The organism is Burkholderia sp. ZZQ-2 (assembly GCF_050768715.1).
Lineage (GTDB): Bacteria > Pseudomonadota > Gammaproteobacteria > Burkholderiales > Burkholderiaceae > Burkholderia > Burkholderia cepacia.
The window spans coordinates 38,439-52,667 of record NZ_LDVA01000036.1 but is presented as its reverse complement, the minus strand read 5'-3'; the positions used below and the strand labels follow the sequence as shown (position 1 = coordinate 52,667).

Annotated in this window: 14 protein-coding genes; 8 read left to right on the top strand and 6 right to left on the bottom strand. The window is 68.0% G+C overall.

Translation table 11 applies throughout. The annotated features are described in order from the left end of the window. Positions 1 to 49: 49 nt before the first annotated feature. Entirely contained in the window at positions 50 to 1,669 is a 1,620-nt protein-coding gene (locus tag ABY44_RS01130) for an NAD(P)-binding protein (RefSeq protein WP_060173318.1), read from the bottom strand. Further along, complete coding sequence (locus ABY44_RS01125; protein WP_431640750.1) at positions 1,669 to 3,183, bottom strand: polyamine aminopropyltransferase; 1,515 nt, start codon at positions 3,181 to 3,183, stop codon at positions 1,669 to 1,671. Before ABY44_RS01125 ends, ABY44_RS01130 begins: the two co-directional genes overlap by 1 nt. A 121-nt stretch (positions 3,184 to 3,304) precedes the next feature. On the opposite strand from ABY44_RS01125, the gene ABY44_RS01120 reads away from it, so the two are divergent. The 6 genes from ABY44_RS01120 to ABY44_RS01095 are packed head-to-tail and all read left to right on the top strand — an operon-like array spanning position 3,305 to position 7,225. Next, entirely contained in the window at positions 3,305 to 3,691 is a 387-nt protein-coding gene (locus tag ABY44_RS01120; RefSeq protein ID WP_027789557.1) for a DUF350 domain-containing protein, read from the top strand. Positions 3,692 to 3,718: 27 nt separating this feature from the next. Beyond that, positions 3,719 to 4,759, top strand: coding sequence for an SPFH domain-containing protein (locus ABY44_RS01115; RefSeq protein ID WP_060173316.1), 1,041 nt, complete (start codon positions 3,719 to 3,721; stop codon positions 4,757 to 4,759). 9 nt (positions 4,760 to 4,768) lie between these two features. Next, positions 4,769 to 6,286, top strand: coding sequence for a DUF4178 domain-containing protein (locus tag ABY44_RS01110; RefSeq protein ID WP_060173315.1), 1,518 nt, complete (start codon positions 4,769 to 4,771; stop codon positions 6,284 to 6,286). After that, entirely contained in the window at positions 6,283 to 6,432 is a 150-nt protein-coding gene (locus ABY44_RS01105) for a hypothetical protein (protein WP_153489189.1), read from the top strand. The genes ABY44_RS01110 and ABY44_RS01105 overlap by 4 nt, the downstream gene beginning before the upstream one ends. After that, complete coding sequence (gene speD, locus ABY44_RS01100) at positions 6,429 to 6,812, top strand: adenosylmethionine decarboxylase (protein WP_059686731.1); 384 nt, start codon at positions 6,429 to 6,431, stop codon at positions 6,810 to 6,812. Before ABY44_RS01105 ends, speD begins: the two co-directional genes overlap by 4 nt. Positions 6,813 to 6,838: 26 nt before the next feature. Next, positions 6,839 to 7,225: a hypothetical protein gene (locus ABY44_RS01095; RefSeq protein WP_060173314.1), complete on the top strand. Its 387-nt coding sequence runs from the start codon at positions 6,839 to 6,841 to the stop codon at positions 7,223 to 7,225. 173 nt (positions 7,226 to 7,398) lie between these two features. On the opposite strand, the gene ABY44_RS01090 is transcribed toward ABY44_RS01095, so the two are convergent. The 3 genes from ABY44_RS01090 to ABY44_RS01080 form a co-directional block, all read right to left on the bottom strand. Further along, complete coding sequence (locus ABY44_RS01090; RefSeq protein WP_060173313.1) at positions 7,399 to 8,187, bottom strand: lysozyme inhibitor LprI family protein; 789 nt, start codon at positions 8,185 to 8,187, stop codon at positions 7,399 to 7,401. Positions 8,188 to 8,308: 121 nt separating this feature from the next. Next, the gene (locus tag ABY44_RS01085; RefSeq protein WP_059698609.1) at positions 8,309 to 9,196 is read right to left on the bottom strand and encodes a DUF4261 domain-containing protein; all 888 of its coding nucleotides are present in this window, start codon (positions 9,194 to 9,196) and stop codon (positions 8,309 to 8,311) included. Between the two features lie 212 nt (positions 9,197 to 9,408). Further along, entirely contained in the window at positions 9,409 to 9,861 is a 453-nt protein-coding gene (locus tag ABY44_RS01080; RefSeq protein WP_027789550.1) for a type II toxin-antitoxin system RatA family toxin, read from the bottom strand. 181 nt (positions 9,862 to 10,042) lie between these two features. Between ABY44_RS01080 and ABY44_RS01075 the strand changes: the two genes are divergently transcribed. Further along, positions 10,043 to 11,083 carry a bifunctional nicotinamide-nucleotide adenylyltransferase/Nudix hydroxylase gene (locus ABY44_RS01075; RefSeq protein WP_021162996.1) on the top strand — a complete coding sequence of 347 codons (1,041 nt, stop codon included), beginning with the start codon at positions 10,043 to 10,045 and terminating at the stop codon, positions 11,081 to 11,083. Between the two features lie 74 nt (positions 11,084 to 11,157). Continuing rightward, entirely contained in the window at positions 11,158 to 12,591 is a 1,434-nt protein-coding gene (locus ABY44_RS01070) for a nicotinate phosphoribosyltransferase (protein ID WP_060173312.1), read from the top strand. 165 nt (positions 12,592 to 12,756) lie between these two features. On the opposite strand, the gene ABY44_RS01065 is transcribed toward ABY44_RS01070, so the two are convergent. Next, positions 12,757 to 14,214 (bottom strand): PLP-dependent aminotransferase family protein, encoded by a 1,458-nt coding sequence (locus tag ABY44_RS01065; protein WP_060173311.1) that lies wholly within the window; start codon positions 14,212 to 14,214, stop codon positions 12,757 to 12,759. Between the last annotated feature and the right edge of the window lie 15 nt (positions 14,215 to 14,229).

The window sequence follows — 14,229 nt, the reverse complement described above, 5'->3', positions numbered from 1 at the left end:
GCGCGATTATAGCGGCTGGCGGCGCCGCCGCAATGACGGATGACGGCGGTCAGGCCAGCACGCGCCGGGCGGCGAGCATGCCCCAGTACGACGCTTCCTCGAACAGCGACAGCCCGGACAGGTCCGCATGCGCGAACACGACGGGGCCGTCGGCCTCGCGCAGCGCGAGCAGCCTCGGCCGGCTCAGGAAGCCGACGTCGGGCGTCGCCATCGCATGACCGCGCACGGTAATCTCGAGCGCCGTCGCGTGCTTCCAGAGTTCGCGTCCGTAGACGGCCTGCAGGTCGATCGCCGCCTGTTCGCGCAACGCATCGGGCCTGGCCTGGGCAAGCCAGCGGCGCGTGTCGTCCGGCGTTTGCGTACTCAACGCCTGATAGGCGGAGAACACCGAACGCGTCGGCGGCGACATCCGGATCAGCTGGTGCGTCGACACGACATAACCGAGCGCCGCGCCGTCGTAGACGACGTTGTCCCACGCGAGCGGCACGCCCGCTTCCTCGGCCGGCATGCCGTCGAGCAGGAAGTTGGACACGAGCCACGGCGCGCGCGGCGGCAGGTCGCGCGCGGGGTCGAAGCCGTATGCGCCGAGCTGCGGAAACACGCGCGCCGCGACGAACAGCGGCATCGCGCTCACGACGCGCCGCGCCTTCAGCATGAACGTCGACAGCGCACCGTCGTTGCCGACGCGCGCGCACAGCACGTCGACGCCGCCCGCGTGTTCGGTCGCGCGCACCGCGAAGCCGTCGCGCGACCACGCGCCGGAACCGGTGCGCGCGGTGATCGAATCGCTCAGCTTCGTCACCATCGTGTGCAGCCCGTCGGGCCAGGTCAGCACCGCGCCGTCGCTCGCATCGCCCGCGTGGCCGCCGCGCGACGAGAAGTAGTGCAGGCCGGCCCACGCGGACACGCGCTCGTACCCGGCGCCATAGTCGTCGCGGCAGCAGTAGTTCAGGTACCAGTGCAACGCCTTCGCCGTGTAGCCTTCGTCGAGCAGCCACTGGCGGAACGAGCGCCGGTCCAGCGCACGCCAGCGCGGGTCGCGCGACGATTCGGCGATCGGGATGCAGAACACCTTGCGGCCATCGGCGCCGCGCGCGGTGCGCAGCCCGTCGGTGTAGGCGAAGAACTTCGCCTGTTGCGCGAGTTCGTCTGCGCCGAGGCCGGCGGTCGGCACGATGCCGTCCTGCCACTGGCCGGCGATGAAGAGCCGTTCGTCGGGCGCATGCACGAGCGCGCGTTCGTCGTACACAGGGCGTGCGGAGAACGGCGCGGATTCGATCACGCGGAGATCGGCGAGCATGTCGCGCAGGTGCGCGGATTCGAGCGACGGCAGCGGCAGGTAGTGCGCGCCCTTGGGATAACCGAGATCGCCGAAGCGGCCGCCGGCGGCATTGCCGCCGAATTCGGGGCCCGCGAGCACCGTGAAGCGCGTGTGCCCTGCGCGCGCAAGCTGCCATGCGCACGACAGCCCGGCGGCACCCGCGCCGAGGATCGCGACGTCGGTTTCGATCGTGCCGGAAGGCGGCGGCAGCGTCGCATGGTCGCGCAGCGCATGGCCTTCGCGCATGCCGGGGTAGCCGACCCGCGGCGTCGTCTCGATCCAGCCGGTGCGCCCGCAGGCGGCGAGCGATGCGGCGGCCGACGCGACGAGGAACGTGCGGCGGTCCATCAGCGCAGCACGTGCTTCCAGTCGTCGTCGAAGCGGCGCACGAGCGGCTGGTCGTTGAGTTCGTTCGGCGACATCGGCAGCGCCGGCATGTCGGCCGGGAAGTGGAACATCTCGGCGGCCGTCTGCGCGTCGAGCCAGCGGGTGGGCACCGAGTAGTGCGTCGGGACCGTGAAATCGCGGCGCTTGCCGGTGATCACGAAGCCCCAGTCGCCGAACGACGGCACGTAGCAGTGGTACGGCCACGTGTTGAGCCCCGCTTCGTGCAGCGTCGCGATGATGGTCCAGTACGCGTGCGGCGCGAAATACGGCGACGTCGACTGGATCACCGCATAGCCGTTCTCCGACAGGTGGCGCGCGAGCAGCCGGAACACGGGCACCGAATACAGCCGGCCGAGCCCGAAGTTGGTCGGATCGGGGAAGTCGACCACGATCGCGTCGTACACGTCGGCGTTCGATTCGAGCCAGCGTATCGCGTCGTCGTTGATCACGTGCACACGCGGGTCCTTCAGCGAGCCCTGGTTCAGCTTGACGAGCGGGGCGGACGTCGAGAACAGCTTCGTCATCGCGGGGTCGAGATCGACGAGCGTGATCTGTTCGAGGTTGCGGTGCTTCAGCAGTTCACGCACCGCGAGCCCGTCGCCGCCGCCGAGCACGAGCACGCGCTTCGCCCACGGCAATGCCTCGATCGTCGGGTGGATCAGCGCTTCGTGATAACGATGCTCGTCGCGCGACGAGAACTGCAGGTTGCCGTTCAGGTACAGCCGCATGTCGTCGTGCCATTGCGTGAGCACGATGCGCTGGTACGGTGTCGTTTCCGAATAGATCGTCTCGTCGCCGTACACGCCGTGTTCGGCCCAGTGCGTGATGCGGTCCGACAGCACGAAGCCGGCGACGAGCAGCCCGATCACGAGCGACGCGCGCATCAGCTTGCCGCGCACGTTGCGGATCTCGTCGCGGAACAGGTGCGTCGTCCACAGGGCGACGAAGGCGTTCAGGAGCCCGAACAGGAAGCTGGTGCGCAGCAGGCCGAGGCGCGGCGCGAGCACGAGCGGGAAGATCAGCGACACGGCGAGCGAGCCGAGATAGTCGAAGGTCAGCACTTCGCTGACGGTATGGCGGAATGCCTGGCGACGCTGCTGGAACGCGCGCATCACGAGCGGGATCTCCATCCCGATCAGCAGGCCGAGCGCGAGCACCAGGGCGTAAAGCGCCGCGCGGAACGGCGCGGCGAGCCAGGCGAACACCGCGAACAGCAGCGCGGCCGACACGCCGCCGAGCAGGCCGACCAGCAACTCGATATCGACGAAGCGGTCGAGCACGTCGTCGTCCTCGACGAACTTCGCGAGCCACGAGCCGATCCCCATCGCGAACAGGTAGCTGCCGATCACCGACGAGAACTGCAGGATCGAATCGCCGAGCAGGTAGCTCGACAGTGCGCTGCTGATCAGTTCGTAGCCGAGCCCGCACGACGCGAGCACGAGAATCGACAGGACGAGCGCACGCTTATGCAGCATGGCGCATCCGTTGTGCAGTGTTCGGCAATGTGGATATACTGGCGCGGAATTTTGTCCGGTGGCCCCGCGCGGGCCGGCCGGCGACGGGGCGGCGAACCGAGCACAAAATCCGAGGGAAAGAATGAATAGTGCCTATCTCTATGCGGTTCATTTACTGTCGGCGTTCGTGCTGCTTCTTGTGTTCGCGGCAGTGTACCTGAAGGTCACCCCGTTCGACGAACTGGCGCTGATCCGCGACGGCAACGCGGCCGCGACGCTGTCGTTCGGCGGTGCGCTGATCGGCTTCTGCCTGACGCTCGCGTCCAGCATCGCGCACAATTCCACATTCGGCGAAGTCGTGATCTGGGCCGTCGGCGCGATGGTCGTGCAGCTGATCACCTATGCGGCGCTGACGCGCCTGATGCCCGGCATGAATCATGCGATCGAGGATCGCAACGTCGCGATGGGCGGCCTGATGGGCACCGCGTCGCTCGTCGTCGGCATCATCAATGCCGCCTGCCTGACCTGACGCGCCACGCGTTTCGAGGAGACCGACATGAGTCTGGGATCGTTTATCCGCAAGCAGTTCATCGACGTCCTGCAATGGACGGAAGACACCGACGGCGTGCTGGCCTGGCGCTATCCGATGGAAGACCAGGAAATCCAGTACGGCGGCAAGCTGACCGTGCGCGAAACGCAGGTCGCGATCTTCGTCAACGAAGGCAAGGTGGCCGACGTGTTCCAGCCGGGGCTGTACACGCTGGAAACGAATACGCTGCCGGTGCTCACGTACCTGAAGAACTGGGACAAACTCTTTCAGTCGCCTTTCAAGTCGGACGTCTATTTCTTCAGCACGCGGCTGCAGCTCGGCCGCCGCTGGGGTACCGCGCAGCCGGTGACGATCCGCGACCGCGAATTCGGCTTCGTGCAGGTGCGCGCGTTCGGCATCTACTCGTACCGGATCGTCGACGCGGCCGCGTTCTATCGCGAGGTCAGCGGCACGCGCGCGCAGTACACGGTCGACGAGGTCGAACAGCAACTGCGCAACCTCGTCGTGACCGCGATGAGCACGACGTTCGGCTCGGCCGACGTGCCGTTCGTCGACATGGCCGCGAACCAGTCGCTGTTGTCGCAGCGTGTCGCCGACGCGCTGGCGCCTGTGTTCACGCGCTACGGTCTCGCGCTCGACGCGTTCGCGGTCGAGAGCGTGTCGCTGCCGGCCGAGCTGCAGAAGGCGCTCGACCTGCGGATCGGCGCGGGGATGGCCGGCGATCTCGCGCGCGCCACGCAATACCAGACCGCGCAGGCGATTCCGCTCGCCGCGCAGAACCCGGGCGGCATCGCGGGCGTCGGCGCGGGGCTCGCCGCGGGCGCGGCGATCGGGCAGGCGATGGCCGGACAGATCGCGGGCGCCGCGCAACCGGCGCCGGCTGTACCGCCCGCGGCCACTGCAGCGCCGGTGGCGGCCGCGCCGGCGGAAGGCACCGACTACGTGCAGCGGCTCGAACAGCTGAAGGCGCTGTTCGACAAGGGCCTCGTGACCGAAGACGAATATTCGCGCGCGAAGGCCGAGATCCTCGCAAAGCTCACCCGGTAAGCGTCGCACATGTTCAGTACCTCGTGCCCCCAGTGCGGCGCGCCGGTCGAGTTTCGCTCGGCGGCGGCGGTGATGGCCGTCTGCGCGTTCTGCCGCAGCACGCTGCTCAAGCGCGGGACCGACGTCGAGCGGATCGGCGAACTGGCCACGGTGCTCGACGATGCGTCGCCGATCCAGATCGGCACGGCCGGGCGCTACGGCAAGCGCACGTTCACGGTGCTCGGGCGCATCCAGATGACCTACGACGCCGGCGTGTGGAGCGAGTGGTATGTCGTGTTCGACGACGGCACGTTCGGCTGGCTGTCGGATGCGTCGGGCCAGTACGCGGTGACGGTGCGCGAGCCCGACGATGCGTCCGGCGGCGCGTGGCCCGCGTTCGGCACACTGGAGCCGGGCATGCGGATCGACCACGGCGGCCGCGCGTTTCTCGTGTCCGACGTGCGTACCGCGCGCTGCACGGGCGGCGACGGCGAGCTGCCGTTCCGCGTCGATGCCGGCTGGGAGGCGCGCGTCGTCGACCTGCGGACCGGCAACGCATTCGCGACGTACGACTATTCCGACGCCGATTCGAACGGCGGGAGTCCGGCCGTCTATACGGGCGAAGCGCTGGAGTTCGACGCGCTCGCGTTCACCGGGCTGCGCGATACCGACAACGATACGCGCGAGAAGCGCGGTGCGGAGATGGTGCCGTTCGCGTGCCCGAGCTGCGGCGCGCCGCTGTCGTATGCGCCGAACCTGGCCGACTACGTGGTGTGCGGCAGTTGCCATGCGGGCGTGCAGTGCACGGCCGAGCAGCAGACCGTGTTCGCGGCGCAGCGCAAGCTCGAAGCGGTGAAGGGGGCGCTGGAACTCGGCGCGATCGGCACGTTCGACGGCGTGAAGTACACGGTGATCGGGATGATGCGTTGCCGCGTGCCGGGCGACGAAGAGACGTGGGACGAATACCTGCTGCTGAACCCGAAGCGCCGTTTCCTGTGGCTCGTGCAGAGCGAAGGGCGCTGGGAGCGTGTGCAGGTGCTCGACCAGTGGCCGACGATCGGCAGCGAGTCCGACGTGACCGACGGCGGCAAGACCTACCGCCTGCGTGAGGAATACGACTCGGAGGTCGTCTACGTGGTCGGCGCGTTCAACTGGCGCGTGCAGGTCGGCGATCGCACGTCGATCATCGACTATGGCTGGCAGAAGGACAAGCTGACGCGCGAGCGCAGCGACGCGGAGATCGTCTGGTCGCGCGCGCGGCCGCTGTCGGGCAGCACGCTCGCCGAACGCTTCGGCACGCCGGCGCTCGCGACGGCAGCTGCTGCGGCGGCAACGGGTGCCACCGCGTCGACCGGCCTGTTCGGCCGGAAAGGCCCGCACAGTTTCGCGCCGCTGCCGCTCGTGTTCAGCGCGCTGCTCGTGATCCTGAACATGGGCTCGCTGTTCTCGTTCAGCGGCCGCTCCGTTTACGTGCTGGTCGGCCTGCTGGTGCTGTGGCTGCCTGAATGGCTGTGGAAGAGCTTCGCGTCGGACGGGGGCAACGCGTGATCCGGTACATCCTCTACGGTGTCTACGGCCTGATCGTCGTCACGCTGTTCAGCTGCGCATCGATCGGCGGCAGCGGTTCGGGCGGCGGTGGCTGGGGCAGTTCGTCGGCCCGCAGCGGCTACTCGTCGTACGGGTCGCACAAATGACCGCGCGCGACGGGATCGCGCCGCCGCGCGCGACGTTCGGCTCGCACGTGCTGGCCGACCTGGCCGGCATCGACGCGGCATTGCTGCGCGACGCCGCACGGCTCGAGACGCTGCTCACCGAAGCGGCGCGGCAGGCGGGCGCGCGCGTGATCGGCGCGCATTTCCATCATTTCGGCGGCGAGCACGGCGTGACGGGTGTCGTGCTGCTCGCCGAATCGCACATCACGATCCATACGTGGCCCGAGCATCGCTTCGCGGCCGTCGACGCGTTCATGTGCGGCGCGGCGCGTGCGGCCGAGGCGGTCGATGCGATTGCCGCTGCGCTCGGCACGCAGGCGCAAGTCCGGCAGCAGGTTGCGCGCGGCGGTGCGGCGACGTGAGCGGTTGTTCGACTCTCGTCGCCGAAATGCAAAACAGCATCCGATTCTTCGCGTTGCTCGGCTGGGCACTGCTCGCCGGCCATGCTGCCGCGGATGTGCAGCCGAAGGCACCCAGTCCGGTCGTGATGGTGCACTTCGACTACGACGAGAAGGACACGGCGCGCCTTCATGCGCTGGAGCAACGGCTGGATCGCGCGGTGAAGCGGGCAGGGGTCGGCGAACTGGGCGAGACCGAGCTGCATCGCGACGGCAACGACGGGTATCTGTACCTGTACGGCGCCAGCGCCGACCGGCTGTATGCGGTGGCGCGCCCGATCCTGAAATCGTCAGGATGGCTGACCGGCATGGAGGTGACGTTGCGCCGCGACGCCGGTGCGCAGACGTTCCCGTTGCGCCGTGACGGCGCCCGTTAGTGCGAAGTTGGTCCGGGCGGCGCGGCGGGTGCCGCGGCCGTCGCGAATCGGGGCGGAAAAGGTGATTTCATCATGGCCGGCGGTGGCGACATGCTGCCGGGACGTCATCGAGATGACGCATCGCTGCCCGGCGAGTCGTATCCGGGATGCCGGACACCGTGACGCTCCGGCCGCTAACGATCGAACCGGAACGTCGACACACTGTGCAGCGTCGCGTCGTCGGTGCCGACGAAGCCCTGCGTCCCCGCGACGGCCGAGCGCTTGCCGTTGCTCAGCACGGCCCAGTAGCATTCGCCGGCTGCCGAGTAAAAGCCGGTTTTCGGATCGCTGATGCGGCACATGATCGTCGCGCTCATGCCGTGCCAGCCGGGACCGGAGATGCGCTCGACTTCCTGCGGGATGCCGGGGCCGTACGACGTCACCCATTTGCCGTCATCCTGCTTCACGAATCCCGCTTCCTTTTCCGCGACCGGCTCCAGCGCGCCGTCGACGATCTCGAACGAGATGAACCTGCTGCTATAGGTCATGTTGCGGCCGACGATCGCGACGCAATGGTCGCTGCCGCCTTCCGGGCACGGCTTCTTCACCTGCCGGTTCGCGAGGTATTCGAACGAGATGCCGAGCGCCGGGTCGTGGTAGGTCTTCCAGCCCGCGTGTTTCACCTGCTTCAGCGCTGCCGTGCGATCACGGTACGCGGTGGCGATGCAGGCAGCGTCGGCGCAGGCATCGCGCTGCGTGAGCCATGCGCGTTGCGACCGGATCACGGCCTGCTGATCGGCGGCGATGCCGACTGCATCGTAGTACGCGTTCGACAATGCGCTGTCGGCCGACATGAGTGCCTCGTCGGCGCAGATCAGGTGCTCGGTGCGCGTCGTCGCACGTGCGCATTGGATGCCGTCGGCATGGGCCGACAACGAGAGGCCGATGGCGGCCAGCGCGAGACCGGGGCGGATGCCGAACACGGGCGACTCCTCAACGGGTTCGAACGGCGGCTGTCATGCCGCCGTCAGGTGACGCAACGGCGCACGCGGTTCGCGAAGCGTTGAACCCGTGCGCCATGCAGCGGGATACGACGGGGCGAAATCAGCGATTGATTTCGTCCGCCGAGATCAGCTCGGCCACCAGCACCGGCGCGGGCCCCCGCAGGTAGTACTCGTGCTCGAGCGGTTCACGCAGCTTCATGAACGTTTCCGCGCCGACCTGCATCGTTTCGCCCGCATGCATGCGCGCGCCGCTTTCCAGCAGGTAATGCATCACGCTGTTGAAGATGCCCGAATAACGCTCGCCTTCGTGATGACCTTCCGCGAGCGCGGCGAAATCCGGGAGGCCGAACACGTCGGCGCCATAGGTGCGCATCCATACGCCTTGGACGCCTTCGACCTCGTATTTCACGAAGCCGCAGAAGAACAGGTTCAGCGGGATATTTCGCAGCACTTCGAGGCTTTCGTCGCCGAGTTCCTTCGCGTTGAAAACGCCCGCGGGCAGCGACGTGTGCGCGTGCTCGTTCAGCACTGCGAGGCCGTTCTGTTCGGCCAGCGCGCCGGCGACGGCCGCCAGTGCGACGTACTGGTCGAGCGGATTCGTTTCGTGCCCCGCGTAGTAGAGGATCACGTGGCTGCGGCTCGCGCGCACCTGCTGTTTCAGGTCCTGCCCGTAGTGGGCGGGCGCGACGCACGCTTCCAGCGCGTCGGACGGATAGGGCGCATCGAAGCCGACGAGCCGGATGACGTGGTTGCCCCAGCCGGCGAGCCCGAACACCTGCGAGAGCGTCGGCTCGGTTTCGACGCGCGCCTGCTTCATGCTCGGGTGGTACGCGCGCAGTGCGGCCGTCAGCGCGGCGATATCGACCTGCAGCGGGCCGTCGAAGACGACCGCCACGCTCAGCGGATTCTCGACGTCGGGTGCCGCGGCCAGCGCGACGGGGTTTTCGGGTACTTCCTTGCGGCCAAAGAATCGGGATATCAGGCTCATCGGATTATGTTCGTGTCGAAGCCGTTTCAGGGAGGGGGCCCCGTTCTCTCGGTCGGGGCGCGCCGTCAGGGTGACGGCCGCCCGTAGTTTCCACGGGTTCGGCGAATCTGGCAAATGCGCGATGAGCGCGTGGCGGTGAGGCGACGGCGCGTTCGAATGCGTTCGGCAGGCGGGGGGCAGACACGCCGGGCCGTGCGGCCCGCGCTCGCCGGTCAGTGCGGCAGCGCTTCCGCTTCAGCCCAGCGCTTGAACGAATCGAGACGCCGGCGCGTCTGCACGAGATAGAACGCGCCGATCAGCGGTTCGAGCAGCCAGCGCAGCCAGGCCGGCTGGGCGCGGAAGTGGTACGTGAATTTCACCTCGGTCGTGCCGGGCGTGTGCTCGGTGAAGTTCCAGCTGCCGCTGAAGCGTTCGAGCACTTTCGGGCCGTCGACCATTTCGACGGCCGCGACCTGCGGCGGACGGTACGAGATGTAGCGCGACACCATCGTCGCGCCCGACTGGCTGCGGCAGAACGCATCGACGCCGACGTCGGCCGTCATGCCGTCGAGCAGATAGGCATCGGTGAGGAAGCTGTCCCACACGAGCCGCCGCGCGTAATCCTGCGACCACGTGAAGAGGCGCCTGCGATCGACGCCGACGGTCCGGCTGACTGAGATCCTCATGATGGCGGGTGCAATGGCGCGGATTGGGATGGAACCGAGTGTAACCCGCCGATTCGGAGCATTTCTTCATACTTCGTCAAGTCGAGCAAGGGCTCGATTGACGCCCTCCGGGATTTCCCCTAGGATTCACACCAACCCTTCGGGAAAGACCCGAAGCGTTTCAATCTCTTGAGGGAGCCTCATGAGTACGCAACAGAACCGGCGCTTCGACGCGCTCGTTTTCATTGGTCGTTTCCAGCCTCCGCATCGTGGTCACCTGAACGTGCTGAAGTCGGCACTGAGTCGGGCCGAGCGCGTGTGCGTGCTGATCGGGTCGACCGACAAGCCCCGCACCATCAAGGATCCATTCTCGTTCGACGAGCGCCGCCAGATGCTGGCTTCGCTGCTCGACGCGTCCGAGCGCGACCGCGTGACGATCGCGCCGTTGCAGGATTCGACCTACAACGACGGCGACTGGGTGCGCTGGGTGCAGGACGCCGTCGCGTCCGCGCTCGGCGACGTCGCGCAGCGCAAGGTCGGGCTGATCGGCCACGAGAAGGACGCCACATCGTATTACCTGCGGATGTTCCCGCAATGGGAGCTCGTCGACGTCGACGCGACGGAAGACATTTCCGCCACCGAGATCCGCGACCAGTATTTCGCCGAACGCCCCAACAGCTTCGTGCAATGGGCCGTGCCGGAACCCGTGTTCGGCTGGCTCGAGCGTTTCCGCACGCAGCCGGAATTCGCGCAGCTGAAGTCGGAAGCCGAATTCATCGCCGCGTATCGCAAGGCGTGGGCGGCCGCCCCGTATCCGGTCACGTTCGTGACGGTCGACGCGGTGGTCGTGCACTCGGGCCATATCCTGCTGGTGCGCCGCCGCAGCGAACCCGGCCGCGGCCTGTGGGCGCTGCCGGGCGGGTTCGTGAACCAGGACGAGCGGCTCGACGCGGCCTGCATCCGCGAGCTGCGCGAGGAGACCGGCCTGAAGCTGCCGGAGCCCGTGCTGCGCGGCTCGATCAAGGATCGCCAGGTGTTCGATCACCCGACGCGCTCGTTGCGCGGCCGCACGATCACGCACGCGTGCCTGTTCAATTTCCCGACCGGCGAGCTGCCGCGCGTGAAGGGCAGCGACGACGCCGACAAGGCGCGCTGGGTGCCGCTGAACGAATTCGCGCAGATGCGCAACGTGATGTTCGAGGATCACTTCGACATCGCGTACCACTTCCTGGGGAAGCTGTGATCCGCTGATTCCCCGCATTCCGGTCCGCCGCGACAGACGCGGCGGCACTTCAACGGCCTAGAGGAGCTCTAGCCATGCAAAACGATCTCGGCGGCTTTGCCGCGGTTCTTGCCAATCCGATCCTCAACACGGATTCGTACAAGGCTTCCCACTTCCTGCAATATCCGCCCGACGCGCAGGCGATGTTCTCGTACGTCGAATCGCGTGGCGGCCGCTACGACCGCACGGTGTTCTTCGGATTGCAGATGTTGCTGAAGGAATATCTGTGCAAGCCGATCACGCACGCGATGATCGACGAGGCGCGCGATTTCTTCACGGTGCACGGCGAACCGTTCAACGAAGCAGGCTGGCGTTATATCGTCGAACGCTACGACGGTTATCTGCCGGTGAAGATCCGCGCGGTGCCGGAGGGTTCGGTCGTGCCGGTGCACAACGTGCTGATGACGGTCGAATGCGACGACCCGCAGGTGTTCTGGCTCGCGTCGTATCTCGAGACGATGCTGCTGCGCGTCTGGTATCCGGTGACGGTCGCGACGCGCAGCTGGCACCTGCGGCAGACGATCCGCCGCTTCCTCGAAAAGACCGACGACGACCTCGCGCAACTGCCGTTCAAGCTGCACGACTTCGGCGCGCGCGGCGTGTCGAGCGCGGAGTCGGCCGCGATCGGCGGCGCGGCGCACCTCGTGAACTTCATGGGCTCGGACACGGTGCTCGGCGTGCTGGCCGCGAACCGCTTCTATCGCGAGCCGATGGCCGCGTACTCGGTGCCGGCGGCGGAGCACAGCACGATCACGTCGTGGGGGCGCGAAGGCGAGGCCGACGCGTACCGGAACATGATTGCGCGCTTCGGCTTGCCCGGCGCGATCGTGTCGGTCGTGTCGGACTCCTACGATCTGTTCGCCGCACTCGACCTGTGGGGCGGCGAGCTTCGGCAGGCCGTGCTCGATTCGGGCGCGACGCTGGTCGTGCGTCCCGATTCGGGCGACCCCGTGAAGATCGTGCTGCAGACCGTGCGTGCGCTGGACGCGTCGTTCGGCTCGACCGTGAACGGCAAGGGGCGGCGCGTGCTGAACCGCGTGCGCGTGATCCAGGGCGATGGTGTCGACGAGCTGTCGATCGAAGCGATCCTTTCCGCGCTCGACGACGCGGGTTACGCGGCCGGCAATGTGGTGTTCGGCATGGGCGGCGCGCTGCTGCAACAGGTGAACCGCGATACGCAGCGCTTTGCGATGAAGTGCTCGGCGATCCGGCGCGGCGGGGAGTGGCACGACGTTCGCAAGGATCCGGTCACCGATCTGGGCAAGCGCTCGAAGAAAGGGCGGCTCACGCTGCTGCGCAATGATCGAACCGGCGACTATCGGACGACGACGCTGCCGGTTGCGTGGGACGACCGGATGCTGGAAGGCGAGTGGGAAGAGGCGCTCGAGACGGTGTTCGATACGGGGCGCCTGCTCGTCGATACGTCGTTTGCCGAGGTGCGGGCGAGGGCGCACGCAGGGGAGGTGTGACGCGGGCGGCGGGGTATCCCGCCGCGTCGTTCGCGTTCAGGTGGTGTGGGCGACGGGCGTGCACGGCACCGCGTCTGCGTCGACTTCTCCCGTCAGTACGTTCGCAGGCGCCGACACGAAATTGATGTCGCCTTCATCGAAACCATCGAGCGCGCTCGCCTGCCGTCACGATTCGCGGGCGAGCACGTGCCCCGCCGTGTCCGCCGCCCGCACCGCCTCCATCGCCCGCGCCAGCGCATCGAACACCGCTGGGCCCTTGCAGCGCGACACGTTGAAGCGCATGAACGAGGTCGCGCCGTGCGACGCACTGAACACGTTGCCCGGCGCGAGCACCACATCGTGATCGAGCGCATGGCGTGCGACACGCGCGGCGTCGAGCCCGTCGGGCAACTCCGCCCACACGAACAGGCCGCCGCGCGGCTCCGTCCAGATCCCGAGGCCCGCGCGTGCGAGGCGCCGGATCGTCTCGCCCATTGCATCCGCGAGACGCGCGCGCAGGCTGTCGAGATGGCGCCGGTACGTGCCGTCGACGAGCAGCCGGTGCACGACGTTCGCGCCGATCTGCGCATGGCCGAACGACGTCGCGAGCTTCAGGTCGACGAGCGCATCGATCCATTCCGGGCGCGCTGCGACGTAGCCGCAGCGGACCGCGGCCGACAGCGTCTTCGAGAAGCTGCCGATCGACACGACGCGCGACAGCCCGTCGAAGGCCGCGAGGCGCGGCGCGGGCGTGCTCTCGAAATCCGCGAAGATGTCGTCCTCGACGATCAGCAGGCCGTGCTCGGCCGCGAGCGTCAGCAGGCGGTGCGCGACGGGCGGCGCGAGCGTCGCGCCGGTCGGGTTGTGCAGCGCCGCGTTGGTGATGTACAGGCGCGGCCGGTGCTCGGCCAGCACCTGCTCGAAGCGCGCGAGATCGGGCCCGTTCGGCGTGTACGGGACGCTGACGATCCGCGCGCGATGCGCGCGCAGCAGCGCCTGGAAGTTGAAGTAGCACGGATCGTCGAGCACGACCGTGTCGCCCGGCTCCAGCAGCAGGCGGCACACGAGGTCGAGCGCATGCGTGCCGCCGTCGGTCAGCATGATCTGCGCGGGTTCCGCGTGGACGCCGTGCTGCGCGAGCCGCCAGGCGAGCTGCTGGCGCAGCGCGGGCAGGCCGAGCGGCGTCGCGTAATCGGTCAGCGCGTCGGATTCGTCGCGCGACACGGCGCGCAGCGCGCGGCGCAGGCTCTCGTCCGGCAGCCACGACGGCGGCAGCCATCCGCAGCCGGGCTTCACGGTCGTCGGCGCGGCCTCGAGCGACTGGCGCGACAGCCACAACGGATCGAGCTCGCGATCGAGACGCGGGCCGAGATCGGCGAGCGCGAGCGGCGGCGCGTGCCCCGACACGTAGAAGCCCGAGCCGCGCCGCGCGACGAGCACGCCTTCGCTCGCGAGCCGCTCGTATGCATCGACGACGGTCGATTTCGACACGCCCAGCCCGTCGGCCATCATCCGGATCGACGGTACGCGCGCACCGGGCATCAGCGCGCGGCTCGCGATCCGCGCGCGCAAGGTGTCCATCACGGTTTCCACGCGCGTGCGCGACGCCGCGGGCGGAACGGAAAGCGGGGCGGAATGGCTCATGGCGAAGAATGAACT